General features: G+C 63.4%; 21 protein-coding genes. 12 read left to right on the forward strand and 9 right to left on the reverse strand.

Annotated elements, in window-relative coordinates:
* Positions 1-87 precede the first annotated feature (87 nt).
* The 6 genes from AYK65_RS03975 to lpxK all read left to right on the forward strand — a co-directional run bounded on the left by AYK65_RS03975 (position 88) and on the right by lpxK (position 5850).
* Entirely contained in the window at positions 88-1434 is a 1347-nt protein-coding gene (locus tag AYK65_RS03975) for a TldD/PmbA family protein (RefSeq protein ID WP_046118495.1), read from the forward strand.
* 67 nt (positions 1435-1501) lie between these two features.
* Entirely contained in the window at positions 1502-2314 is an 813-nt protein-coding gene (locus AYK65_RS03980) for a 3'(2'),5'-bisphosphate nucleotidase CysQ (RefSeq protein WP_081157948.1), read from the forward strand.
* Between the two features lie 57 nt (positions 2315-2371).
* On the forward strand, positions 2372-2608 hold the full coding sequence (locus AYK65_RS03985; RefSeq protein ID WP_026613010.1) for a DUF4170 domain-containing protein: 237 nt from the start codon (positions 2372-2374) through the stop codon (positions 2606-2608).
* A gap of 37 nt (positions 2609-2645) precedes the next feature.
* On the forward strand, positions 2646-3959 hold the full coding sequence (gene waaA, locus AYK65_RS03990) for a lipid IV(A) 3-deoxy-D-manno-octulosonic acid transferase (protein ID WP_026613009.1): 1314 nt from the start codon (positions 2646-2648) through the stop codon (positions 3957-3959).
* Between the two features lie 9 nt (positions 3960-3968).
* Entirely contained in the window at positions 3969-4676 is a 708-nt protein-coding gene (locus tag AYK65_RS03995) for an HAD family hydrolase (protein ID WP_034884898.1), read from the forward strand.
* A gap of 133 nt (positions 4677-4809) precedes the next feature.
* Entirely contained in the window at positions 4810-5850 is a 1041-nt protein-coding gene (gene lpxK / locus AYK65_RS04000) for a tetraacyldisaccharide 4'-kinase (RefSeq protein WP_046118493.1), read from the forward strand.
* Between the two features lie 2 nt (positions 5851-5852).
* Here the strand turns inward: lpxK and AYK65_RS04005 are convergent, their stop codons facing one another.
* The gene (locus tag AYK65_RS04005) at positions 5853-6086 is read right to left on the reverse strand and encodes a DUF2093 domain-containing protein (RefSeq protein WP_026613006.1); all 234 of its coding nucleotides are present in this window, start codon (positions 6084-6086) and stop codon (positions 5853-5855) included.
* Between the two features lie 93 nt (positions 6087-6179).
* On the reverse strand, positions 6180-7994 hold the full coding sequence (gene mutL, locus AYK65_RS04010) for a DNA mismatch repair endonuclease MutL (protein ID WP_026613005.1): 1815 nt from the start codon (positions 7992-7994) through the stop codon (positions 6180-6182).
* 394 nt (positions 7995-8388) lie between these two features.
* Between mutL and AYK65_RS04015 the strand changes: the two genes are divergently transcribed.
* Complete coding sequence (locus AYK65_RS04015; protein ID WP_081157949.1) at positions 8389-10110, forward strand: response regulator; 1722 nt, start codon at positions 8389-8391, stop codon at positions 10108-10110.
* A 359-nt stretch (positions 10111-10469) separates the two neighbouring features.
* The gene (locus tag AYK65_RS04020) at positions 10470-11819 is read left to right on the forward strand and encodes a putative bifunctional diguanylate cyclase/phosphodiesterase (RefSeq protein WP_046118491.1); all 1350 of its coding nucleotides are present in this window, start codon (positions 10470-10472) and stop codon (positions 11817-11819) included.
* Positions 11820-11877: 58 nt separating this feature from the next.
* Here AYK65_RS04020 and AYK65_RS04025 read toward each other — a convergent pair whose 3' ends face one another.
* The gene (locus AYK65_RS04025; protein WP_046118490.1) at positions 11878-12807 is read right to left on the reverse strand and encodes a LysR substrate-binding domain-containing protein; all 930 of its coding nucleotides are present in this window, start codon (positions 12805-12807) and stop codon (positions 11878-11880) included.
* Positions 12808-12896: 89 nt separating this feature from the next.
* Here AYK65_RS04025 and AYK65_RS04030 point away from each other — a divergent pair, with 89 nt between their 5' ends.
* Positions 12897-14441 (forward strand): trimethylamine methyltransferase family protein, encoded by a 1545-nt coding sequence (locus AYK65_RS04030; protein ID WP_081157950.1) that lies wholly within the window; start codon positions 12897-12899, stop codon positions 14439-14441.
* Between the two features lie 123 nt (positions 14442-14564).
* Here AYK65_RS04030 and AYK65_RS04035 read toward each other — a convergent pair whose 3' ends face one another.
* The 6 genes from AYK65_RS04035 to AYK65_RS04060 all read right to left on the reverse strand — a co-directional run bounded on the left by AYK65_RS04035 (position 14565) and on the right by AYK65_RS04060 (position 20541).
* Positions 14565-15212 carry a PRC-barrel domain-containing protein gene (locus AYK65_RS04035; RefSeq protein WP_026613000.1) on the reverse strand — a complete coding sequence of 216 codons (648 nt, stop codon included), beginning with the start codon at positions 15210-15212 and terminating at the stop codon, positions 14565-14567.
* Positions 15213-15510: 298 nt separating this feature from the next.
* Positions 15511-17235: an IlvD/Edd family dehydratase gene (locus tag AYK65_RS04040; protein WP_046118488.1), complete on the reverse strand. Its 1725-nt coding sequence runs from the start codon at positions 17233-17235 to the stop codon at positions 15511-15513.
* Positions 17236-17319: 84 nt separating this feature from the next.
* On the reverse strand, positions 17320-18204 hold the full coding sequence (locus tag AYK65_RS04045; protein WP_046118487.1) for an SMP-30/gluconolactonase/LRE family protein: 885 nt from the start codon (positions 18202-18204) through the stop codon (positions 17320-17322).
* Complete coding sequence (locus tag AYK65_RS04050) at positions 18201-18839, reverse strand: 2-dehydro-3-deoxy-6-phosphogalactonate aldolase (RefSeq protein WP_046118486.1); 639 nt, start codon at positions 18837-18839, stop codon at positions 18201-18203. The genes AYK65_RS04045 and AYK65_RS04050 overlap by 4 nt, the downstream gene beginning before the upstream one ends.
* 14 nt (positions 18840-18853) lie before the next feature.
* Complete coding sequence (locus AYK65_RS04055; protein WP_172401977.1) at positions 18854-19774, reverse strand: 2-dehydro-3-deoxygalactonokinase; 921 nt, start codon at positions 19772-19774, stop codon at positions 18854-18856.
* Complete coding sequence (locus tag AYK65_RS04060) at positions 19771-20541, reverse strand: SDR family NAD(P)-dependent oxidoreductase (protein ID WP_046118484.1); 771 nt, start codon at positions 20539-20541, stop codon at positions 19771-19773. The genes AYK65_RS04055 and AYK65_RS04060 overlap by 4 nt, the downstream gene beginning before the upstream one ends.
* A gap of 134 nt (positions 20542-20675) precedes the next feature.
* Between AYK65_RS04060 and AYK65_RS04065 the strand changes: the two genes are divergently transcribed.
* The 3 genes from AYK65_RS04065 (at position 20676) to AYK65_RS04075 (ending at position 23394) form a co-directional block, all read left to right on the forward strand.
* A complete protein-coding gene (locus AYK65_RS04065; RefSeq protein ID WP_034885020.1) occupies positions 20676-21488 on the forward strand; it encodes an IclR family transcriptional regulator in 813 nt (270 codons plus the stop codon).
* A gap of 217 nt (positions 21489-21705) precedes the next feature.
* On the forward strand, positions 21706-22446 hold the full coding sequence (locus AYK65_RS04070; RefSeq protein ID WP_081157951.1) for a helix-turn-helix transcriptional regulator: 741 nt from the start codon (positions 21706-21708) through the stop codon (positions 22444-22446).
* A gap of 192 nt (positions 22447-22638) precedes the next feature.
* Entirely contained in the window at positions 22639-23394 is a 756-nt protein-coding gene (locus AYK65_RS04075) for an autoinducer binding domain-containing protein (RefSeq protein ID WP_081157952.1), read from the forward strand.
* The last annotated feature ends 556 nt before the right edge of the window (positions 23395-23950 follow it).

The raw sequence follows: 23950 nt of genomic DNA on the forward strand, positions 1-23950 counted from the left end.
ATTTTGCTGCTGAGACGGGAATCATGTCGATGCCCTTGATGCATGCTTCAGTGCACAATAAATGGGGCAGGAATGAAAGGCCAAATCATGTCTGAGATGATCGATTCCGCCGTCCTGGAAACACGTGCCGCCGAGCTCGTCGACCACGCACGCCGCGCCGGTGCGGATGCTGCCGATGCGGTCGTCGTGCGCGGCCGCTCCCGTTCCGTCTCGGTTCGGCTTGGCAAGGTCGAGGCGACGGAGGCTTCCGAAAGCGACGACTTCTCGCTCCGGGTCTTCGTCGGGCGGCGCGTCGCCAGCGTCTCCGCCAATCCCGGCTTCGGCCTGAAGGTCCTGGCGGAACGGGCGGTGGCGATGGCGAAGGCCTCGCCCGAGGACCCCTACGCCTCGCTCGCCGATCCCGACCGGCTGGCGAGATCCTATCCGGACCTCGATCTCTTCGATAGCAGCGAGGTCTCGACGGAGGCGTTGACGGAGGCGGCGCTCGCCGCCGAAGAGGCCGCGCGCTCGGTCGCAGGCGTCACCAATTCCAGCGGCGCCAGCGCTTCGGCCGGCATGGGCGGACTGGTCCTCGTCACCTCCCACGGCTTTTCCGGCTCCTATCTGGCGACGCGGTTCGGGCGCTCGGTGAGCGCGATCGCAGGCGAAGGCACGAAGATGGAGCGCGACTACGATTACGACAGCCGGCTCTATTTCGACGAGCTGCGCACTGCCGACGACATCGGCCGCGTTGCCGGCGAGCGGGCGGTGGCGCGCCTCGATCCGCGTCGCGTGCCGACGGCGAAGAATGTGACCGTCGTCTTCGATCCGCGCATGGCGCGCGGCTTCGTCGGCCATCTGGCAGGCGCCATCAATGGCGCCTCGGTGGCGCGCAAGACAAGCTTCCTGCGCGACATGATGGGCAAGCAGATCATGAAGGCGGGCATTTCCGTCACCGACGATCCGCTGATCGTTCGCGGCTCCTCTTCGCGCCCCTTCGACGGCGAAGGGGTCAGCGGTTCGAAACTGTCGATGGTCGAAGATGGCGTTCTCAGGCACTGGTTCCTGTCCACATCTGCGGCCAAGGAACTGGGGCTCGAAACCAACGGCCGCGGTGTTCGAGGCGGACCGACAGTCAATCCGGCCTCGACCAATCTCGCGCTCGAGCCGGGCTCGATTTCGCGCGAGGACCTGATCCGCGGTGTAGGCACCGGCTTCTATGTGACCGAGCTCATCGGCCAGGGAGTCAATATGGTGACAGGCGAGTACAGCCGCGGCGCCTCGGGCTTCTGGATCGAGAACGGGGAAATCACTTATCCCGTGTCGGAGGTGACCATCGCCTCCAATCTCAAGCAGATGTTCATGGCCTTGACGCCGGCCGATGATATCGACAGGAAATTCGGCATCGCCGCGCCGACCTTTGCGATCGAAGGCATGACGCTCGCCGGAACATGAATGCGGACGATGCGTTCCGCCAGGAGTTGAAGGTGCGTGGGGCTGGTCTCCGCGTGTAAGGATTTGAATGTCAGAAACAGCCCTTTCGATCGTGCCGGCTTGGGACGAAGATCTCGAGCTCATCCTCGCCGCGGCGGTCGCGGCTGGCGACACGGCGCTCGGATATTTTCGCAAGTCGTTCGGCGTCCATTGGAAGAACGAAGGCCGGTCCCCCGTAAGCGAAGCGGACCTTGCCGCCAACGACATCCTCAAGGGGCGGCTGCTCGCCGCGCGACCCGATTACGGCTGGCTCTCGGAGGAGACCGACGATGACGAAACCCGTCTCACCCGCGAAACCGTCTTCGTCGTCGATCCGATCGACGGTACCCGTGCCTTCATTTCCGGAAAGGACCTCTGGTGCGTGAGCATCGCCGTCGTCCATCGGGGACAGCCGGTGGCGGGCGTTCTCTATGCGCCTGCCCTCGGCGAGGTCTTCCAGGCGACGCTTGACGGCGAGGCACGAAAGAACGGCGACGCGATTGCGGTGCGAGATGCCGGCGACATTCTGAAGATCGCGATCGCCGAGGACCTGATCGGCAAGCTCGCGCTGCCCTACCGCAAGACGATGTTGCGCGTGTCGCATGTGCCGTCGCTTGCCTACCGCTTGGCGATGATCGCGGACGGCCGCATCGATGGGACGGTCGTCAAGAGGAACTCTCATGATTGGGACCTTGCCGCCGCCGATCTCATCCTTTCGCGCGCCGGCGGGGCGCTTCGTAGCGTCGATGGCGAGCCTCTCTCCTACAATCGCCCGATCGTTACGCATGGCGTTCTGGGAGCGGCTTCGGGGTCGGCGCTCTCGGCTTTGCTCGCCGCCTCCAGGCCTCTTGAGCCCCATTGACCTTTACGGGCGAATGCCGCAAACCAACGCCCACACCAAAAAACAGATGGAATTCCGATGGCTCACGACTCCGAGAAAAAACAACGGCTGCATCTCGTCTTCGGCGGAGAGTTGACGACGCTCACCGACGTGCAATTTCGGGACCTCGAAAATCTGGATATCGTTGGCATCTTCCCCGATTACGAGAGTGCCCACGTCGCCTGGAAGGCCAAGGCGCAGATGACCGTGGACAATGCCCACATGCGCTATTTCATCGTTCATATGCATCGCCTGCTTGACCCGGAAAACAAATGATGCCGACGGTGTCGGACGGAGCTGAGGGCAAGCATTCATGAGTAGCCTGCGTGCACGGCTCGCGCTCTCCGGCTATCGCTGGGTCGGTACGGCGATTTACCCCTTCTTCTGGTCTTATCTTGCGCTCCGGGCGGCGAAGGGCAAGGAGGATCCGGCGCGTCGGCGCGAGCGCTACGGCTATGCCAGTGCGCCCCGCCCGCCGGGACCTCTCGTCTGGTTCCATGCCGCCAGCGTCGGCGAGACGGTGGCCGTCACGCCGCTGATCAAAGAAATTCGCCGTCGCGGCATCGCCGTGGTGCTGACCACGGGAACGACGACCTCGGCCAAGGTCGCGGCAGAGCGACTCGGGTCGACCGTCGTGCACCAATATGTGCCGCTCGACTTCAAACCGGCGGTAAGCCGGTTCCTCGAATACTGGCAGCCGGATCTGGCGATCATCGCCGAATCCGAAATCTGGCCGATGACGATCATCGAACTCGGTCGGCGCCACATTCCGCAGGTCCTCGTCAACGGCCGCCTTTCCGACCGGACCTTCGCCCGCTGGAAGAAGCGGCCGTCGCTCGCGGACGCGCTTTTCGAGAATCTTGCGCTGGTCATCGCCCAGTCCGATGTCGATGCGGATCGTTTCCGCACGCTCGGCGCGCTGCCGGTCATGGTTTCGGGCAATCTCAAAGTCGACACGGATGCTCCGCCGCACGACCCGCGGGCGCTACGCGAATACCGCCAGCAGATCGGTACGCGCAAGACCTGGGCGGCGATCTCCACCTTCGAGGGCGAGGAAACTGCCGCCGGCACCGTTCATCAAGCGCTGAAGGATCGCGCGGGCCTTTTGACGATCATCGTGCCGCGCCACCCGGAGCGTTGCGACGCCATCGAGGCCGCGCTTGTCGCGAAGGGCCTGAAGGTTGCACGTCGGACGCGCGGCGATCCGCTGACGCCCGACGTCGACATATTCCTCGGAGATACGATCGGCGAGATGGGGCTCTATCTGAGGTTGACCGAAGTCGCCTTCGTAGGCCGTTCGCTCTTTGCCGAGGGTGGTCAGAATCCGCTGGAGCCCGCCATGCTCGGCTGTGCGGTGCTTTCGGGCGGCAACGTCCAGAATTTCCGCGAGACCTATCAGATGCTCGCCAAGAACGGCAGCGCCAAGATTGTGCGCGATACCGAGATGCTCGCAAAGGGAGTGAACTACCTGCTCGCCAACGACGACATGCGTCGCTCGATGATCGACGCGGGGCTTGAAACCGTGCAACAGATGCGAGGCGCGCTGACGGCGACGATGAAGGGGCTCGAGCCCTACATCAATCCGCTGGTGGTGAAAGCGCGGCTGGAGCCGCGCGCGGAAGGCTAGGTCGGGATCATGGCCGCAACAGGCATTGCCGGCATATTGTTCGACAAGGACGGCACCCTGCTCGACTACGTGAAGAGCTGGGTTCCGGTCAACTACGAGCTGGCGCGCATCGCCGCCAAGGGCGACAATGATCTCGCAAGGACGCTCCTTTACGCGGGCGGTATGGACCCGGATACGGGGCACGTCGCCCCCGACAGCCTGCTTGCCGCCGGAAACACGGTGGAGATCGCTTCCGGCATGGTGGCAGCCGGCGCGCCGTTCACGGTCGAGGAACTGACCACCCTTTTCGATGGGCTCTTCGCCTGTTCCGCCGATTATGCCGTCCCGGTGACCGACCTCGCCGCCTTTTTTGCCGGATTGCACGCGAAAGGCTATCGCCTCGGTGTCGCATCGAGCGACAACGAGCGTTCGATCCGCGAGACGGCGAAACGCTTCGGTTTCGACAATTACCTGCATTACGTTGCCGGCTATGATAGCGGCTATGGGGTCAAGCCGGAGCCCGGCATGGTGCTCGGATTCTGCGCCGCGACGGGGCTCATGCCGGAGCAGGTGGCGGTCGTGGGCGATAACAATCACGACATGCATATGGGCCGCAGGGCGGGCGTCGGCATGACAGTCGCCGTGCTCACGGGCACCGGTTCGCGCCAGTCGCTTGCCGACGCCTCGGATCATTGCCTCGCCGATATCACTGAGCTGGAAGCGGTGCTCACCGCCTGACCGGCTTGCCTTTTTTTCCGTTCTGACGTTCTTTGTCGGCGATCATGCCGTCGCCGGCCGTGCGACGGAGAGTTTTGGGTACAGCCCTTCCTGGCCGTGCGGGCAGGGGCCGGGGCAGGCATTGCGGGTAGAGATGGTTTCTGAAGCGCCTCCGTTCTGGTGGACCAAGGCCGACTGGCGCGCCTATGCTCTTTGGCCGTTCTCCTGGCTCTACGGCCGCATCGCCGGCATGCGCATGGACCGGGCGCGCCGCGCCACGGCGCCGGTGCCGCTCATCTGCGTCGGCAATTTCACCGTCGGCGGCGCGGGAAAGACGCCGACGGCAATCGCGCTCGCGCGGGCCGCCAAGGCGAAAGGTTTGAAGCCGGGTTTCCTGAGCCGCGGCTATGGCGGTTCGCTGGATGTCACGACAATCGTCGACCCGGAACACCATCGCGCTCGCGAGGTCGGCGACGAGCCGCTACTGCTCGCGCGCGAGGCGCTGACGGTCGTCTGTCGGCGCCGGGTCGAGGGCGCCCGCAAGCTTGCCGCCGAAGGCGCAGACATCATCATCATGGATGACGGCTTCCAGAGTGCGAGACTCGTCTTCGATTTCGCGCTGCTGGTGATCGATTCGGGCCGCGGCATCGGCAACGGCCATCTGGTGCCGTCCGGTCCCGTTCGCGCCCCGATCGGCGATCAGATCCGCCACGCCACGGCGCTTCTGAAGATCGGTCACGAATCCGCCGCCGATCCGCTGGTCCGCCGCGCCGCGCGGGCGGGCAAGCCCGTCTACGCGGCCGAGACCATCCGCACCGACGATAGGTCGCTGGCCGGCGTCAAAGTGCTTGCCTGGGCCGGCATTGCCGACCCGGAGAAGTTTTTCCGCACGGTGCGGGAGACCGGCGCAATCATCGAAGAGACCCGAAGCTTTCCCGATCATCATCACTTCTCCGAGGACGAAGTCGCGGACCTTGTCGATCGCGCCGCGAGCCAGGGCCTGACGCTCGTCACGACGGCGAAGGACATGGTTCGCCTGGAGCCCGGTCACGGCCGGGCAGGGGAACTGGCGGCAAAAAGCAGAGTGATCGAGATCGACGTGCGGTTCGACGATCCCGCGGCGCCGGGAAAGATCATCGATACGGCGCTTGCCGCCGCTCGCGCCCGCCGGCTGCGTGCGCCCGGATCCGGCTGAAATTAGCGAGACTGACTTGGTAAAGCTCCGGCGCGCCGCTCCGCTTCAAGGGAGGCGGCTGCGTCCACATAGGGCTCCTGGCGCGCGACGCTCCAGTACCGCAGCTCGTCGACCGGAACGGCCTTGCCGGTCACGGCACAGACGACATGCGACCCGGCAAGCACGACCTGAAAGTCGCCGTCGAGATAACGGATCTTCGCCTCGCGGGAGGAGCTTCCTTCGAAACGGTTCATCATGCCTGCGTCAGCCTCGTCTTCTCGTGAACGTCCTGATCTATCGCGGCGCTCTGCAAAAAACCAGCGGATTTCCGACGATCGTTCCGCAAGGCTTCAGCTCCGGCCGAAAAGCCGCTCTATGTCGGCGAGCTTGAGCTCGATATAGGTCGGCCGGCCGTGATTGCACTGACCGGAGCCCGGCGTCGCCTCCATCTGGCGAAGCAGCGCGTTCATCTCTTCGGTGCGCAGGCGGCGGCCGGAGCGCACCGAACCATGGCAGGCCATGGTGGCGGCCAGATATTCGAGCCGCCCTTGAAGACCATTTGCCGTGTCCCACTCGGCAAGCTCGTCGGCAAGCTGCCTTACCAGTCCGGCCGCATCCACCTCGCCGAGCATTGCCGGGGTCTCTCGCACGGCAACCGCTCCGGGTCCGAAGCGTTCGATCGCCAGGCCGAGCCGCATGAATTCCTCCGCATGTGCCACCAGTCGGTCGCAGTCGTCTTCCGGGAGGTCGACGATCTCCGGGATGAGAAGCGCCTGGGCCGGCACTGGCCGCGAATGCAGCGCCGCCCGCATCGTTTCGAAGACGAGCCTTTCATGTGCGGCGTGCTGGTCGACGATGACGAGCCCGTCATCGGTCTGCGCGACGATGTAGTTTTCGTGAAGCTGCGCACGGGCGGCGCCGAGCGGGAAGGAAGGTGCCGGCCCTTCGGCCTGTCTCAACTCGGCCGGCTGTGCGGCTGCCCGCGCCGATGGCTGCGCGAATTCCGTGAACCTTGCCTGCGGGGCCTCGGCGAAACCGCTGGCGGCCTCGTCGAAGCGCATCGGCCGGTAGGGTGAGGCGGCGGCCGTCCAGAGCTCCCGCGGCCCTTGGTGCTCGGGTCTGTAGGCCTCGGGTCGGAAGGCACGCATCATGGCGCTGGCGCCGGTCGTTGCGGCGCGATCGCCGCCGCGCGCCAGGGCCTCGCGGATCGCGCCGATGATCAGCCCTCGGATCAGTCCCGGATCGCGGAAGCGCACGTCCGACTTCGCCGGATGGACGTTGACGTCTACGAGGGCGGGGTCGAGCGTGATCGACAGCACCGCGACCGCGTAACGTCCCTGCGGGATGGTCTCGGCATAGGCGGCGCGGATCGCGGAGAGAATGAGCTTGTCCTGAACCGGTCGGCCATTGACGAAGGCATATTGCTGCAGCGAATTGCCGCGATTGAAGGTCGGCACGCCGGCAAAGCCCGTGAGGCGTGCGCCCTCGCGCTCGGCATCGATCTCGATGGCGTTGTCGCGGAAGTCCTTGCCGAGCACCTGCGCCATTCGCGCCAGCCGATCGTCACCCGTCGCGGGAAATTCGAGCGTCGAGCGATCGGAGCCGGAAAGCACGAAACGCACCTTTGGAAAGGCGACCGCCATGCGGCGCACGACTTCGGAAATCGCCGCAGCCTCGGCCTTTTCGGATTTCATGAATTTGAGCCGAGCCGGCGTCGCAAAGAAAAGATCGCGCACTTCCACCACGGTACCGACATTGGCGGCCGATGGGCGCACGGGCTCGCTCCGGCCGCCGGTGACCGTGATCGCCGCACCCTCTCGCGCCTCTGCCGTCCGCGTGGTGATCGAAAGGCGCGCCACCGATCCGATCGAGGGAAGCGCCTCGCCGCGAAAACCGAGCGTGCGGATGTCGATGAGGCTGTCGCTGATCTTGGAGGTGCAGTGGCGGCGGATCGCCAGTTCGAGGTCCGCGGGCGACATGCCGCTGCCATTGTCGGTGACCCGGAGCAGCGTCTTGCCGCCGCCCGCCGTCGCGATCTCGATCCTGGTCGCACCCGCATCGAGTGCATTCTCGATCAGTTCCTTGGCGGCGCTGGCGGGTCGTTCGATGACCTCGCCCGCCGCGATCTGGTTGATGAGCGTTTCGGAGAGTTGCTTAATGGCCATGGCCCATTTTCCAAGATTCGGCGAAAGAGGGAAAGGGCCGCGCGTCCTCTTCTTCGACAAGGCCGGCTCGAAGACCTCATCCCGGCCCCGGGGCCCCGGAAAAACGGGGACAACGACTTAATCCGGCTTTAACGTTCTGCTGCGATTTTCCACAACAACCTGAATGACCACGGGTTTGTCTTTGGAGCCGCGCGGCGTTGCTGGACGCCGCCCGTATCCGCCCGAAGAGATGCCGTCCACGGCCAGCCAGCATGTTCCGAAAAGAAACCGCTACCGCATGACCTCGATCGGAACGGTCCAGAGGCAAAACCGTGCGGTATGCCGAAGCGTTGCAGCGGCTTTAGTGCATTCGATTTGAGATGCACGGAGCTGCGGCGGGAACGAGGACAGCGCGATGAACGATGCGGCGTCGGGCGGCGCGGACATCATGAGGACGGTTCTGGAGGCGAGCAGCGATGCGCTCGGCCTGGCGCTTCTCGTTTGCGGCCGGGACGACACGATCCTTTTTGCGAGCGCCTCTATGCTGCAGTTCTTCCCTGTTGCCGCGCATATGCTGGTCCCGGGCACGCGGCTGCGCGATTTTCTGGGAGCGGTCTATGATACCGGCGTGCGCCCGGGAACCTTACCGGAGGCGAGCCGGCGCCGACCGAACCGCGAAGGCTGGATCGCCGAGCACATGGCGCTTCATTGGCGCGAACGCTACGAAAGTGTGGAGCGGGCCGGACGGTCGCGGTGGATCTGCCTGCGCAAGCGCCGCCTGTCGAGCGGCATCGGCATTCTTGCCGTCAGCGACATCTCCGAGCAGAAGAAGCGCGACGAACAGCTCCAGACCGATCTCGAACGCGTCGCGCTGACCGAAGACATTCTCGACGCCCAACCCAATCCGGTCTGCGTCAAGGATCGCAATCTCAACTACATCGCCGTCAACAAGGCCTTCTGCGCCATTCATGATCTCACGCAGGACGCGATCCTCGGGCGCTCCGCCTGGGATCTTGTGGAGGCAGAACTCGCAGAGCGGTTCGAACACTCGGACCGCTACGTCCTTTGGACCGGCAGAACCCACTCGGAGGCCGAGCATATTGTCCGTTCGGACGGCAGCGATCTCTGGGCCGTCACGCGCAAATATCGCATCGGCTCGCCCGGTCGCTATTTTGTCGTGACATGCATGAACGACGTGACCGACATCGCCGTGTGGTACCATGGCACGGAAGGCGGCGGCGATGCCGGGCTGCAGGTCCGCGATTACAGCATCTTTACGCCGGCCCAGAATTTCTACGATCCCTTCCGGGCCTTGAACGTGCAACAGCTCGTCGAAACCGGATCGATGATCGAGACGATGCCGGCGCGCGGCCTTCGTGTGCTCCTGGCGACGGCGGATCGGGATTTGGAGGAACGCTTTGTACCCCGCCTGCGCGGCTCCGGCCTTGATGCCTGTGCGGTCCGGAGCGTCAGGGAGCTCGAAGCCTTCGTAGAAGCCGCCGAAAGCCGTGGCTTGAAGCTCGACATTCTTCTGATCGACACTTCGCTTGCGGAGGGGGACCGTGCCATCGCCTCATGGTGCGCCAGTCCGTGCCTTCAGATTTCCGGCGATATGGACGTAACGGCGCTGCTCGCCGAGATCTTCCGCATCTGCGCCGAGTCCCGGCCAGCGCGATCGCCGCTGCCGCAGCCGGACTGGGGCATTGCCCTCGAAAGCGATGTCGAGCCCGCGCAGCATGCTCCGGCGGTGGAGGTGCTGGTCGCCGAGGACAACCAGATCAACCAGTTCGTTTTCGCGCAGATTCTCGAGGGGCTCGACGTCTCCCATCGGATCGCCGCCGATGGCAAGGAAGCTGTGCAGCTTTGGCGAGAGCTTCGGCCTGCCCTGGTCCTGATGGATGTATCGATGCCGGTCATGAACGGCTTCGAGGCGGCCGCAGCCATCCGCGAGGCCGAAAAGCGCGTCGGAGGCCGTACGCCGATCGTGGCGGTGACCGCACAAGCGCTCGACATCGATCTAGAGCAATGCAGGGCGTCCGGCATGGACGACTACATTATGAAGCCGATCAGCCCGGATATGATCGAGGCGGTGCTCCGCAAATACATGCGGCCTGCAGACATGCGTGCGGCGGGCTGACCTCGAGTTTTGCCCGTTCGCGTCCATCGGGCACTGTCGACGGTAGATTTCGCAGTGAGGTGATATGGGATTGTTAACCATCGGTCGTCATCGTCCACCGTATGGTTGTCTCGACCGACGCTGTCGCAAGTACAGGACCCGTAGAGGTTCAGTGTTGTGGCGCCCTTGAAAGTCCCTTGACGGCGCACCGCCCGTGAGCCCGATTGCCGCAAAGTGTAGAACATCGAAGGAATGAGCCCGTCCCACCCCGCCGTCGAGCACCTTTTATCCCGCCGACCGGGCACCGGTTCCGGCCGGATCGTGCGGCGGTGTGAGCGGCTCGCTGCAGAGCTGGCCGGTACTGTCGGGAATTCGCCGCGATGACGTGCAACTTGCCAACGGGTCGCCGCCTGAGCTCGGACGAGCCGCATGCGGTAGCGCTCGTCGATCCGCTGACGGGTCTCGGCAATGCGCGTTACCTGCGCCAAAGCGTCTGCACCCTCGCGGACGAACGGGCAAGTGATCCGGCGCCTTTCACCATCGCCCTTGCCAACCTCGATGGCTTCAAGCCGATCAACGACCTTTTCGGGCCGGAAGCGGGTGATCGCATCCTGCGCCAGGTGGCGCATCGGCTGAAGGCCTGTGTTCCGGAAAGCGCAACGGTGACACGCACGACGGACGACGAATTCGCAATCGTTCTGCCGTTGACGTTTGAACGAAAGGGCGCTGAGAAGCTCGGCCAGATGCTGAAGGAGGCGCTTTCCGCCCCCTTCGCGCTCGGTGATCGCAACGTCCGACTCTCCGCGTCCTTTGGTTTCGCGGTCTATCCCTTCGCCGGGGGCACCTTCGAGGATCTGCTGAAGAGCGCTGATACGGCGCTCTATCGCTCGAAACGCCGCGGCCGCGGCCAGATCACCGTCTATTCCCAGGAAATCGCCCAGGAGATGAAGCGCGCGACCGCGCTTGAGCAGGCGTTGCGCAACGCGATCATCGCCGATGAGGTCGACATGCATTTCCAGCCGATCGTCGACCTGCGCACGGACACCGTGGTCGGCTTCGAGGCGCTGGCGAGATGGTGCGACGCGGATCTCGGCTATGTCTCGCCCTCAGTATTCGTTCCGCTCGCCGAGGAGCGCGGCTTCATCGACGCGCTGGCCGACGCGCTTCTGCGCAAGGCGGCCCAGGCAGCCCTGTCGTGGCCGAAGGAACTTTTCCTTTCCTTCAATCTGTCATCCGCCCAGTTGACGGATCCGGCAACAAGCGCTCGGCTGCTGGCGATCATCGGCCAGGTCGGGCTCGATCCTCGCCGCCTCGAACTCGAAATCACCGAAACCGCCGTGATGGCCGACGCGAACGTCGCTCAGAGGATCGTCTCCGAATTGAGGGCGGCGGGCGTGCGCGTGTCGCTCGACGATTTCGGAACGGGGCAATCCAGCCTTGGGCGATTAAGGGACTTCACCTTCGACAAGGTGAAGATCGACCGCGCCTTCGTATCCCGGATTTCGGCCGACCGTGCCTCCGAGCACATCGTCAGGGCCATCGTCTCGATGTGCGAGGGGCTGGAACTGGAGGTCGTTGCCGAGGGCATCGAGCACTCTTCCGAGGCCGCGAAACTGAAGGCGCTCGGCTGCGGCATGGGGCAGGGCTATTTCTACGGCAAGCCTGCGGATGCTCTCGCCACGATGCGTTATCTGTCGCACCGCTATCGAGATGTCGCGGCAGTACGCTGAAGCGGCATGGGAAAGCGTGCGCGGTTTTTCCGCTCGCATCTGAACTTGCTGCGGATTATCAGCCGTCGATCTGTGAACGGTCGCGCACGCCCTCCTCGAGGAGCCAGTCGCGAACCCGCCGCGCCTGCGAGTTGAGCCCGCGCGACCGCGGCCAGACGACATAGAATGCCTGGCCGGTCTTCAGCACATGTCCCCCGACCGGCACCAGGGCGCCGGAGCGCATCTGGCGTTCGATCAGATGTTCCCAGCCGAGTGCGATCCCTTCGCCGGCAAGCACGGCCTGGATCACCAGGACATAGTCGTTGATGGCGAGCCGCTTGCCTTGCGCGGGATAGGCGATGCCAGCGCTTGCGAACCATTCCGTCCAGTCGCAGGCGCGCCGCACCGGCTCCTCCAGATGGATGAGACTGTGCTTGAGCAGCTCCGCTGGTGTCCTGGGCAGGCCATGCGCCTCAATATAGGCCGGCGTCGCCACCGCGTTGACCACTTCTTCGGCTAGCAGTGCCGCGTGATAGCGCGGCCATTGGCCAGGGTCGCCACCACGAACGCCCAAGGGGATCGGTTCCTCGTCGAGATCGAGGTCGCGTACGCTCGTCTGGATGCGAAGATCGATTTCCGGCAGGTCCTCGCGCAGCCGGTTGAGGCGCGGCAGCATCCACATGGAGGCAAACGCCGTCGACGCCGCGAGCGTCACGTTCGTCTCGCGGCCCTTGGCGCGGATGTCCTCCGCCGATTTCTGGATGCGTGCGAGGCCGACGGAGACATCGGCGTGGAACTTCTCCCCGGCTTCCGTCAATTCGACCGCCCGGTGCACGCGGTGAAAGAGCGGAACGCCGAGCTGGTCTTCAAGCCCGCGTATGGCGTAGGAGACCGCTGCCTGAGTCATGCCGAGCTCATTGGCGGCGCGCGTGAAATTCTGATGGCGGCCAGCCGCCTCGAAAACGATGAGGCTTGCGGCCGAGGGAAGAAGGCGGCGCAGGTTTTCCATAAGGTCCACTTATATCATGCGTCGAATTTTTCCTGCGTCACAACGGCCTCTCTCGTCAATACCATCATTGCAAATGATGGGAGGTGACGATGGAAACGGTGTCAGAAGCCGGAGAAGTGCCAAGACGGAACCGCGGCGCGCGAGCGCAGCGGCGCGAGGGCGGCAGGGTTCCCGGCGTTCCCTATATCGTTCGCAACATACCGACCTACGACATTCTCGGCGAGGAGAGCCTGGAGCGCATCGAACGGACGGCGGATCGTATTCTTGCGGAAGTCGGCATCGAGTTCCGCGACGACCCGGCGGCGCTCGACCATTGGGAACGGGCCGGCGCGAAGATTGATGGCGTCCGCGTCACTTTCGAGCCGGGCATGTTGAAGGAGATCGTCCGCTCCGCACCGTCGCAATTCACGCAGCACGCCCGAAACCCCGGCCGCAGCATCGAGATCGGTGGCCGCAACGTCGTCTTCTCGCCGGCCTATGGCTCTCCCTTCGTCACGGATCTCGACAAGGGGCGGCGCTATGGAACGATCGAGGACTTCCGCAATCTTGTGAAGCTCGCCCAATCGAGCCCATGGCTGCACCATTCCGGCGGGACGATCTGCGAACCGGTCGACGTGCCGGTCAACAAGCGTCACCTCGATATGGTCTATAGCCACATCAAATACTCCGACCGCGCCTTCATGGGCTCGATCACGGCGGAGGAGCGCGCCGAGGATTCGATCGAAATGGCGCGCATTCTCTTCGGCGCCGACTTCGTCGACCGGAACTGCGTCATACTCGGCAATGTCAACGTCAATTCGCCGCTCGTCTGGGACGGGACGATGACGAAGTCGCTGCGCGCCTATGCGCGTGCCAACCAGGCGGCGGTCATCGTGCCTTTCATTCTCGGCGGCGCTATGGGACCGGTCACCAATGCCGGCGCCATTGCGCAATCCTATGCGGAAACGCTAGCCGGTTGTGCGCTGACGCAGCTCGAACGCAAGGGCGCGCCGGTGATCTTCGGCAATTTCCTGTCGTCCATGTCGCTCCGCTCCGGCTCGCCGACATTCGGCACGCCCGAACCGGCAATCGGCAGCATGGTCATAGGCCAGCTCGCTCGCCGGCTCGGCCTTCCCTTACGCTGCGCCGGCAATTTCTCCAATTCGAAACGACCGGACGCCCAGGCCATGCAGGAGGGCGTCATGTCAATGCTTTCGGCCGTGCACTGCGGTGCCAATTTCATCCTGCATTCGGCGGGCTTCGTCGACGGGCTGCTCGCCATGTCCTACGAGAAATTCGTGATGGATACCGATTTCTGCGGCGCGCTTCACTCCTATCTCGCCGGCGTCGTGGTCGACGACAACACGCTCGCCATGGACGCCTTTCTGGAGGTCGGGCCTGGCAACCATTTTCTCGGCTGCGAGCACACGATGCGCAACTATCAGACCGCCTTTTGGGACAGTGCGCTTTCCGACAACGAGCCTTTCGAGAAATGGGTCGAGCAGGGGGAGACGGACATGGCGCTGCGTGCCAACCGATATTGGAAGAAGGCGCTCGCCGAATACGAAGCGCCTACCTTGGACGTGGCGATCGATGAGGCGCTGCGGGACTATGTCGCAAGGCGCAAGAGCAGTATGCCCGACGCTTGGTATTGAGAGTCTCCGAACAAGCGCTGCGACGCGCGGAAATTGAATCGGCTACGATCTCAGGAAAGATGCAGTAGAGAAGAAAAAAGCGGCGCCTTCGACGCCGCTCTCGCTAGCCAGTCGTTCGCAGGCTTACTGCTGCGGTGCCGGCTGTGTCGGCTGAGTCGGAGCCGGGGTCGTGCCGGTCGCAGAAGTTGTCGACGTGTCGACCGGCTGAGCGGCATTCCGCTCGGCCATCAGTTGCGACTTCGTCTTGAACTCCGGTGCGGCCTTCAGCGACTCGGCCGTTTCCGTGGTCGTCAGCTTCATCGTGTTCGCCTCAGCGTCCTCGGTGACCTCGATCTTGTCGAACGGCACTGCGACGTTCTTTTCACCGATGCCGAGGAAACCGCCAACTCCAACCACCGCAGCGGCCACGCCGCCTTCCTTCTTGATGATCAGGTCGTTGATCTCACCGATGCTTTCATCGTTGGGGTTGTAGACCGATTGTCCAATATAGGTGTTGGCGGAAATCTGGTCTTCAGCCTGTTCAGTCAAGTAGGTGGCTTCGCCAGCGGCCATTTCGGTCGACTTATCGGCGGGAGCCGGCGTCTGCGCCTGCTCGCCAGGTGCCGGGGCCGGTGTGGTCGCATCCGGTGTTGCCGGAGCCGGTTCCATGGTCTGGGTCTCGGGTGCCGGAGCCGGCGGCGTGGTTGTCTGCTGTGCGAAACTTGTCGGGGCAACGGCAACGCCCACGAGAAGCGCGCCAGCGGCAACGGAAGATATAAGTCTCTCTCTCATTTCAGACTGCCTTTCGTTGACGTTGTCGAGCAAGGCGCAGGCTCAGGCATCGGCCAGCGACACTGCGCCAGTGACACTCAAGCAACGCCCGGCGGCGGAAACTGTTCCGTAGAATTTGCAGCCGCCAAACGCATGACCTCTGAGTATTGGCTGCCTTTCAGCCAGTGGAAATGCGACGATCGGCAATTGGCCGGAAAGTCCGCGCCTGGCGACGCACCCATCGTGCTCGCGGATACGCCGCGCAGCCAGGTGACCACGCGGCGTACGAATATCGAGTAACGGTCGTCTTCCCCGACCACTAATGGCTCTCGCGAAGCACCTCGTCGCCGCTCTTCCCGACGAGGAAGTCCAGGTCGGCGCCCCTGTCTGCCTGCAGCACGGTGTCGTGATAGAGCTTATAGTAGCCGCGCTGCCATTTCTGCTCCGGCGGCTGCCAGGCAGCCATGCGGGCTGCGAGTTCCTGCTCGCTGATCAGCAGGTTCAACTCGCCTTTCATGGCGTCGAGGCGGATGCGGTCCCCGGTCTTGACGATCGCCAGCGGTCCGCCCGCATTGGCTTCCGGGCTCACATGCAGAACCACGGTGCCGAAGGCGGTGCCGGACATGCGCGCATCCGAGATACGGACCATGTCGCGAACGCCCTTTTCCACGAGGCGGCGGGGGATCGGCATGTTGCCGACTTCCGCCATGCCTGGATAACCCTTCGGTCCGCAGCCCTTGAGGACGAGGATCGTATCCTCGGTCACCGGCAGGTCCGGGTCGTCGATCTTCGCCTTCAAGTCTTCGATGGTTTCGAAAACATAGGCCGGTCCCTCATGGGCGAGCAGGTGCTCGCTCGCCGCCGACGGCTTGATGACCGCGCCGTTCGGCGCGAGATTGCCCTTGAGCACGCGAATGCCGGCAGCCGCGCGGATGGGATTGTCGAGCGGGCGGATGACATCGTCGTTATAGACCTCCGCGCCCTCCCAATATTTGCTGATCGGCACGCCGGAAACGGTCGGCGCATCGGCGTGAAGAAGGTGCTGAATGCGGTTCATGACCGCCGGCAGGCCGCCCGCATAGGCGAGATCCTCGATCAGATACTTGCCCGAGGGCATGCAGTTGACGATGCAGGGCACCTGCCCGCCGACGCGGTCGAAATCGTCGAGACAGAGATCGACGCCGGCACGTCCGGCGATCGCCAGCATATGCACGACGGCGTTTGTCGACCCACCGACTGCGGCATTGGCGATGATGCCGTTCTCGAAGTTCTCCTTCGTCAGGATCTTCGACAATCTCAGATCTTCGTGCACCATCGCGACGATCCGCTTGCCGGTCATGTGCGCGAGCGCCATGCGGCGAGCGTCGACGGCAGGCAGCGCTGCATTGGTCGGCAGCGAAAGCCCCATGGCTTCCACCACCGAAGCCATCGTGGTCGCGGTACCCATGGTCATGCATACGCCCGGCGAGCGCGACATGCCGCTTTCGGCGGCCATGAACTCCTGCATGCTCATTTCGCCGGCCCGCACGGCCTCCGAGAATTTCCAGACATCCGTGCCGGAGCCGATATCCTTGCCCTTCCATTTGCCGTTCAGCATCGGTCCGGAGGAAACGACGATCGTCGGCAGATCGACGGAGGCGGCGCCCATCAATTGCCCAGGTGTCGTCTTGTCGCAGCCGCCGAGGAGCACGACACCGTCGATGCCATAGGCGCGGATAGCCTCCTCGACGTCCATCGCGAGCAGATTGCGGAAGAGCATGGCGGTCGGCCGCATCTGCGTTTCGCCGAGCGACGACACCGGAAACTCGACCGGAAAGCCGCCCGCTTCCCAGACGCCGCGCTTCACGCCTTCGGCGAGGATGCGCAGATGGCTGTTGCAGGGAGTGAGTTCGGACCAGGTATTGCAGATGCCGATGATCGGCCGCCCATCGAAAACGTGGTCGGGAAAGCCCTGGTTCTTCATCCAGGACCGATGAATGAAGCCGTCCTTGTGTGTCCCGCCGTACCAGTGGCGGCTTCTCAGCTCTTTTTTCTTATCGCTCATTCGAGCACTCCCTTTCCATCGCGATTCAGCGCATGGATCAATTGTATGACTTTTTATCGGCGAGGCGCCAGAACTTAATTGAGATCAGAGCCGGAAGGCGGGTTCGAAGCGTCCTTTGACCTCGATGCCGAGCTCGAACGTTTTGCCGGCGTCCGGATCGGCGGCGCGCGCGGCATCGTCCATGTCCTGCCAGGCGGAGGTCACCAGCAGCCGCTCGGCCTTCGCTCCCACAAAAGCCGGGCAGCTTGGCTGGGTCGCAGGCACAGCATAGCGGGCGACCTTCCGGCCGTCGGGCTTATAGACCTCGACGGCGCCCGCACCCCAGCGTGCGTTCCAGATCAGCCCATCGGCATCGCAAACGGCGCCGTCGACGCCGCCCGGTGCGGCACTCTCGTCGGAGAGTACGACGGCATCGCCGGTCGGAAGACCGGTCGCCGGATCGATATCGACCCGCATCAGATGGTTGACGTCCGTGTCGGTGAAATAAGCAGTAGCCCCATCCGGCGAGAAGCAGATCGCGTTCGGGATGGTGATGTTGCTGTATAGCTTCGTCACCCGATCCCCGGCCACATGGTATATCGCCCCGGCATGCTTCTCGGCCTTCCGTCCCATCGTGCCGATCCAGAGCGCGCCCGAGGGATGAACGCGTCCGTCATTGGAGCGGTTGCCCGGCTTGTCTTCGAGGGTGGCGAAGAGGCTGAGCGCATAGCTTTCCGTATCGCGGATGAACAGGCCCTGATCGGAGGCGATCAGTTGCCGCGTCGGATCGATCACCGCGAGCACGCTACCGAGGAAGGGCAGGGGATGAACCGTCTTGCGGCCGCTTTCGAGGTGAAGCTCATGCAGCTCCTGGCCCTTGATGTTGAACCACCAGGCCGTCCCGGTCGCCGGGTCGAAGGTCGGGCCTTCTCCGAGCTCGGAGGCGAAGTCGCAGAGGATGCGGCCGGAAAAGGGTACGAGCTCGGTCATTGCCTTCCTCCATAAACGGCGTCATAGGCTGCAAGCGTCGCCGCCGCCCGCTCCCGGACGTCAGCGGCACTCATGCCCGGTTTGTAGAGGCTGGAGCCGAGGCCGAAGGAGCGGACCCCAATTTTTGCGTAATCGGCGAAATTCGCCTCCGACACGCCGCCGACGGCGGCGATCTCGAGGTCGCCCGGAAGCACCGCGCGGATCGCCGCGATGCCGGACGGGCCAAGCACGCTTGCCGGGAAGAATTTAAGACCGCTTGCTCCGGCCGCCGCCGCCGCCAGCGCCTCCGTCGGCGTGAAGACACCCGGCATCGTCACCATGCCTTTCGCGGCGGCAAGGCGAATGACCGAAGGCTCGACATTGGGACTTACCATCAGCCGCCCGCCGACGTCGGCGAGGCGGTCCACGTCGGCAGTCGTGAGCACCGTGCCCGCGCCGATCAGAGAGCCGGGCGGAGCCATTTTCACGGCCGTTTCGATGGAGCGGAACGGTTCGGGGGAGTTCAATGGAATCTCGATCGCCGTGAAGCCCGTCTCGATCAGGGCGCCGACCACGCCCTCGGCCTCCTCGGGCTTCAGCCCGCGCAGGATGGCGATCAGTGGGTATTTCAACGGCGGCAGGGAAATGCGGTTCATGTTCTTTCTTTCCGTCAAAGAGGCCATATCGCCCGGGCGGCGGCGGCGAGCCCGGCTCGGACTGCCTCATCCGCATCGACGACACGGACGGTGAGGCCTTGGCTCTCCAGGGCCGTGCGATAGAGTGCGCCGAGTCCGCCGGAGGCGACGAGGCAGATGCCGTCCACGCGGCCGGCCGCAGCGAGTGCTCCGGCAATTTCGAGGCCGATCAGGGTGCCTGAGAGCCGCGCCCTCGCGTCGGCGGCGCCGGTATTGTTCAGAAGTTGTCCCGCTCGGACGGAGAAAAGCAGGTTCGTTGCAAGCGCCGGATTTTCCCGCGCGCTCCTGACGGCCTCGGCGAAAGCAGGGCTTTCGGCCGCAAAGCCGTCCGCATCCGCCACGGCGTGGCTCAGAATCGTATGGCGCGAGATTGCCTCGAAGAGCTCGCCCGTCATGAAGGTGGAGAAGCCCTCGACCGTTTCGTCCGCAAGGCGAACCCATTTGCTGTGGGTCCCTGGCATGCAGACGAGATGCCGTCCGCCGCCGAGCATTCCGGCTGCGCCGAGGAGCTGCGTTTCCTCGCCGCGCATGACGTCCGGGTGCTGGTCGTTGCGCTGGGCAAGCCCCGGCAGGATGCGGATGTCGCGATCGACGTCCGGCACTGCGATGGCATGGCTGGCGATTGCGGAAAGCGCTGCCGGCGTTTCGAGGTAGCCGGCTTCCTTCCAACCCTGACGGGCGCCCGCCATCCCACAGATGATGATCGGCAGATGGGCAGGCGCCGAGACGGCGGCGAGGTGGTTGTCGAGCACGGCGTGGAAACCGGTCTTCGCCGCGGTCGTCATGCCTTCCGCGCTACGGCGCTCGGCAACCACCGCTCCGTCTTCGCCGATGATCCACAGCCGGAAGCTCGAGGTCCCCCAGTCCACCGCGGCGTAGTAACCTGCCGTCATCAAAACACGCCTCCATCGATGATCATGGTCTGTGCAGTCATGGCCGCCGAGCTGTCCGATGCCAGGAAGAGACAAGGTCCGACGAGATCGTCGGCGATGAGCATGCGTTTCAAGCACTGTCGTTCCTGCATGCGCGCGATCGCCTCGTCGTCGAGCCAGAGCCGCCTCTGCCGTTCGGTGACGATCATGCCCGGCAGGACGGCGTTGACGCGGATATTATCGGGGCCGAGCTTCCCGGCGAGCGACTTGGTCAGGCCGATGATTCCCGCCTTGGCAGTGGCATAGGTGGGGATTTCCGGCATGTTGAGCATGAAGGCGATGGAGGAGAAATTGATGATCGATCCGCCGCCTTGGCGTCTCATATGCGGCGCGATCGCCTGGGACATGAAGAAATAATGCCTGAGATTGACGGCAAGCCCTTCATCCCAGCTTTGCTCGGTTACCGCCTCAAGCGTCTGGCGGTCGTCTCTTGCGGCGTTGTTGACGAGGACATGCACCGAACCGAGCGCCGCGGCCGCCGCTTCGGCAGCGTTCCGGGCCGCTTCGACATCGCGGAGGTCGGCGGGAATGAAGTGAGGTACTCGCCCGGTCTCTGCCGCGAGCCTTTCGCAGAGCGCTCGGCTCGGCTCTTCCGCGATATCGACGAAGGCTACGCGCGCGCCCTGTCGCGCGAAGGCCTCGACCAGAGCGGCGCCTATGCCGGAACCGCCGCCGGTGACCAGAACGCCGCGGTTGCGCAGGTCAGGAAACTGGCTGCTCGGTAAGGTCATGAATGGGCCTCTCCCCGACACCGCGGATGCGGAATGAACGAGTTCCATTATATGGAACGGTGTTTTATTATCTGGAATTATCGCGCCAAGACGTTTATCCTGTCAAGGTGGCAGGGCCGGTGGAAACGGAAGAGATGAGTCGAAATAGAGCAAGCGATTTGCAAGAGGAGGCTGCCGGCACCGGCACGCTTGGCAAGGCCATGGCAGTGCTCGAGGCCGTGGCCATGGCTGACCGCCCGCAACGGTTCACGGACATACTTCAATCCGTTCGACAGCCGCGCGGCACGTTGCACCGGTTGCTTGGCCACCTTGTCGAGGAGGGGCTCCTGGTACAGCGCCGGGATCTGTCCTACGAACCCGGGCTTCGCCTTCTGAAGTTCGCCTACCGCTCCTGGTCCGGCAACCGGTTTCGCGACATCGCCGAGCCGCATCTCCTGCGTTTGCACGAATTGACCGGCGAGACGGTGCATTTGGGCATCCTGCGCGAAACCGAGATCATCTATGTGGACAAGGTGGAAAGCCGGCAGACCGTGCGCATGAGCTCGCAGATCGGCAAGGCATCGCCGGCCTATTGCACGGGCATCGGCAAGGCGGCGCTTTCGTCGCTCTCTCCGAGCGAGCTGGAGCGGATTGCCGCGAAGCTGGAGTTCCGTCCCTTTACCGCACGCACCCATCGTTCTGCTCAATCGCTGCTGGCCGAAATCGAGGAGATTCGCCGTGACGGGCACGCCTTCGATCGCGAGGAGCATGAGGCCGAGATCTGCTGTGTGGCTGCGCCGATCGCGGTTCAAGAACAAGATCTGGTTGCCGGCGTCTCGGTGACGGGACCGTCCTATCGCGTCAACATGGAGCAGCTTGCTGCCTGGGCCGCGGATGTGCGCAGGGCGGCGTCGGCGATAGAGGAGGAAGTGCGGATTCGTCTTGGTCCGCGCCGAGATGGGCGCTAGAGCTTTTTCCTCGAAGAGCGAAGGCTCCAGGATCACTTTACGGTAAATTAGAAGTTTCGACTGGACGAAAGCACTCAAGATTAGTAGGTTTCAACCTGTTGTAGACCGCCTCCACGATTGGTTGCACGCTCATGCGGTTTAGTGGAGGCTTTGACAATCGCACTATGACACCGAAGCGGCCGGTTCTCGGATCGGGCCGGATCCGGGAGCCGGAAAGATGATAGACTTCAGCGCCGATATATCCACATTGGTTCTGCCCGATGGCCGGTCTATAAGCGAACCGATCGACAACGAGGACGTTATCAGGCGCGTCCTCGACCGCGTGTCGGAGGCCTATGGTTTTCGCGGTTTCATGGTTCTCGCCGTTCCCGATACCGGCTGTCACAGCCTTGCCGCGCAGGCATTGATGACGACATGGCCGTCCGATTTCCTGAGGCGCTACGACAGTGCCGGTCTGATCGACGGCAGCCCCGTGATCCAGCGGTTGCGACGCAGCACCATTCCGTTCACCTACGACGCCTACCAACTGGCGCGACGACGCCTGGACGGCAAGGGCGACGCAGCCGTTTGCGTCTTCGAGTATGCCAACATGCCGCGGGGTGTCTACCTGCCTGTGCATGACGCTGCCGGACATCGCGCAGCCATCGCCTTCGGTGGCGATCGCTCTGCCGTCTCCAGTGACGAATTGCAGGCGCTCAATCTGTGGGCCGGCCTTGTTTACAGCCGATTGAGCGAGGTGAGGACGCGCGACAGGCGCGGCCCGGGAAGTCTTTCCCGGCGGGAGATAGAATGCCTGCGCTGGGCCGCGGCGGGCAAGACCACGGTGGAGATGGCACGGATCATGGCGCTGTCGGAATACACCGTGAACCACTATCTGAACCGTGCGACCCGCAAACTGGATTCGGTCAACCGCGTTCAAACTGTCGCCAAGGCGATCCGTGCCGGGCTGATCAATTAGGACGGACGAGGTGCGCCGCGGCTTCCGCCTGCATGCCGCTCACGAGCCGCCGCCACTTCGCGGGCGTGGCGACTGAGGCGCTGTGAAATACACAGGCTTTTGCGTATCAAAAGTGACGATCGTCAATCACCTGTTGGCATTGCTCGGCGGCTCAGGCTATTTGATAAACGATGAATGCCATGGAACGCGCGAATGCAAGATATGATGACGACGGGGACGACTGAGATCGATCTGCCCCGGGGCGGTGATTTCGCGTCTGAAATCGCAAGGCTGGAGACCCAGTTCGACATCATCCGCTATATGCGGCGGATTACGCAGATCTTTGGCTTCAAGACCTTCCTCATTTGTACCATTCCGGCCATCGACGTGGAGCGGCTGTCCGCCACCACGGTGATCTCGAACATGCCGGCCGAACTCCTCAACAAGTACGACAGTCTGTCGATGCTGCGTTTCAGCACTGGTGTGCGCCGTTTGAGAGAGACTACGACGCCGTTCCAGATCACGCTCGAGGACTGGGAGAAAGAGAGAGGCAAACCTGAATCCGCCGCGGACTATATCGCCATGCTGCGCGACAACGGTATCTTCCAGGCAAACTATTTTCCGGTCCATGACGCCGAAGGCGGGCGTGGTGCGGTCATCCTCATGGGCCCACAGGCGGAATTGCCGATGACGGCGGCGATGGAACTACAGATGATCGCGATCCACGTCTATAACCGCCTGGTCGAGATCGGCTCCGTCTGGAAGAGCACCAACACCGTCTTGTCCGAGCGCGAAATTCAGTGCCTGAGTTGGACAGCGGCCGGCAAGACCAGCGCTGAGATTGCCGGCATCCTCGGTTTGTCAGAGCACACCGTCAATCACTACCTGAACCACGTCACCAAGAAGCTCGACGCGGTCAACCGCACGCAGGCAGTCGTGAAGGCGATGAAGAGGGGCTATATCACCTGATCCAAAGCACGTCGCTGACCGGGTTTGAATGCGGCTTGCCGAAATTGCCGGGTGAAGCGAAGCAGCCAATGATTGCCAGTTCGTCGTGCTCTCTGCCTGTGCCTAAATCGTGCGCATGCCCGGAAATCGAGCAAGTCTACTCTCGCATTTTTCGCGACGCGATCTCTCAACCATCTGAAAAAATTGGCTTTTATAGGTGTCCCGCAAACTGGCACGCATTCTGCATATCCCTTGGCATGTCCAGAGGGGACTAAAATAAGACAGCGCCCAAGAAGGTCGCGAAGAAAGGGCCGCCACCGATCGCCCGTGATCCCGGATGTACGGACACGGCGATCGGCTGGCGGCTCGTCATTTTTTCTCCGTCGCATTGGCGAAGCGTCCCGGCTCCATTATCTACTGCCCACTGCATGTTGCTTGGATCGAATTCGATTTAAGGACAAAAACATGCAGCAAGTGCTACAGCGGCCGTTGCGCGTCTGAAAAGACGCGCGGCGCTGCAATTCCTTAAATCGGATTCGATTTGGGGATAGATTACACAGCAGTTCAAAGCGTTACC

Origin of the sequence: Ensifer aridi (genome assembly GCF_002078505.1) — a bacterium.
GTDB lineage: Bacteria > Pseudomonadota > Alphaproteobacteria > Rhizobiales > Rhizobiaceae > Sinorhizobium > Sinorhizobium aridi.

Excerpts from the sequence above, each read along its gene's own strand:
- AYK65_RS03975 (WP_046118495.1), top strand. The coding sequence starts at position 88 with ATGTCTGAGATGATCGATTCCGCCGTCCTGGAAACACGTGCCGCCGAG.
- AYK65_RS03980 (WP_081157948.1), top strand. The coding sequence starts at position 1,502 with ATGTCAGAAACAGCCCTTTCGATCGTGCCGGCTTGGGACGAAGATCTC.
- AYK65_RS03985 (WP_026613010.1), top strand. The coding sequence starts at position 2,372 with ATGGCTCACGACTCCGAGAAAAAACAACGGCTGCATCTCGTCTTCGGC.
- waaA (WP_026613009.1), top strand. The coding sequence starts at position 2,646 with ATGAGTAGCCTGCGTGCACGGCTCGCGCTCTCCGGCTATCGCTGGGTC.
- AYK65_RS03995 (WP_034884898.1), top strand. The coding sequence starts at position 3,969 with ATGGCCGCAACAGGCATTGCCGGCATATTGTTCGACAAGGACGGCACC.
- lpxK (WP_046118493.1), top strand. The coding sequence starts at position 4,810 with ATGGTTTCTGAAGCGCCTCCGTTCTGGTGGACCAAGGCCGACTGGCGC.
- AYK65_RS04005 (WP_026613006.1), bottom strand. The coding sequence starts at position 6,086 with ATGATGAACCGTTTCGAAGGAAGCTCCTCCCGCGAGGCGAAGATCCGT.
- mutL (WP_026613005.1), bottom strand. The coding sequence starts at position 7,994 with ATGGCCATTAAGCAACTCTCCGAAACGCTCATCAACCAGATCGCGGCG.
- AYK65_RS04015 (WP_081157949.1), top strand. The coding sequence starts at position 8,389 with ATGAACGATGCGGCGTCGGGCGGCGCGGACATCATGAGGACGGTTCTG.
- AYK65_RS04020 (WP_046118491.1), top strand. The coding sequence starts at position 10,470 with ATGACGTGCAACTTGCCAACGGGTCGCCGCCTGAGCTCGGACGAGCCG.
- AYK65_RS04025 (WP_046118490.1), bottom strand. The coding sequence starts at position 12,807 with ATGGAAAACCTGCGCCGCCTTCTTCCCTCGGCCGCAAGCCTCATCGTT.
- AYK65_RS04030 (WP_081157950.1), top strand. The coding sequence starts at position 12,897 with ATGGAAACGGTGTCAGAAGCCGGAGAAGTGCCAAGACGGAACCGCGGC.
- AYK65_RS04035 (WP_026613000.1), bottom strand. The coding sequence starts at position 15,212 with ATGAGAGAGAGACTTATATCTTCCGTTGCCGCTGGCGCGCTTCTCGTG.
- AYK65_RS04040 (WP_046118488.1), bottom strand. The coding sequence starts at position 17,235 with ATGAGCGATAAGAAAAAAGAGCTGAGAAGCCGCCACTGGTACGGCGGG.
- AYK65_RS04045 (WP_046118487.1), bottom strand. The coding sequence starts at position 18,204 with ATGACCGAGCTCGTACCCTTTTCCGGCCGCATCCTCTGCGACTTCGCC.
- AYK65_RS04050 (WP_046118486.1), bottom strand. The coding sequence starts at position 18,839 with ATGAACCGCATTTCCCTGCCGCCGTTGAAATACCCACTGATCGCCATC.
- AYK65_RS04060 (WP_046118484.1), bottom strand. The coding sequence starts at position 20,541 with ATGACCTTACCGAGCAGCCAGTTTCCTGACCTGCGCAACCGCGGCGTT.
- AYK65_RS04065 (WP_034885020.1), top strand. The coding sequence starts at position 20,676 with ATGAGTCGAAATAGAGCAAGCGATTTGCAAGAGGAGGCTGCCGGCACC.
- AYK65_RS04070 (WP_081157951.1), top strand. The coding sequence starts at position 21,706 with ATGATAGACTTCAGCGCCGATATATCCACATTGGTTCTGCCCGATGGC.
- AYK65_RS04075 (WP_081157952.1), top strand. The coding sequence starts at position 22,639 with ATGCAAGATATGATGACGACGGGGACGACTGAGATCGATCTGCCCCGG.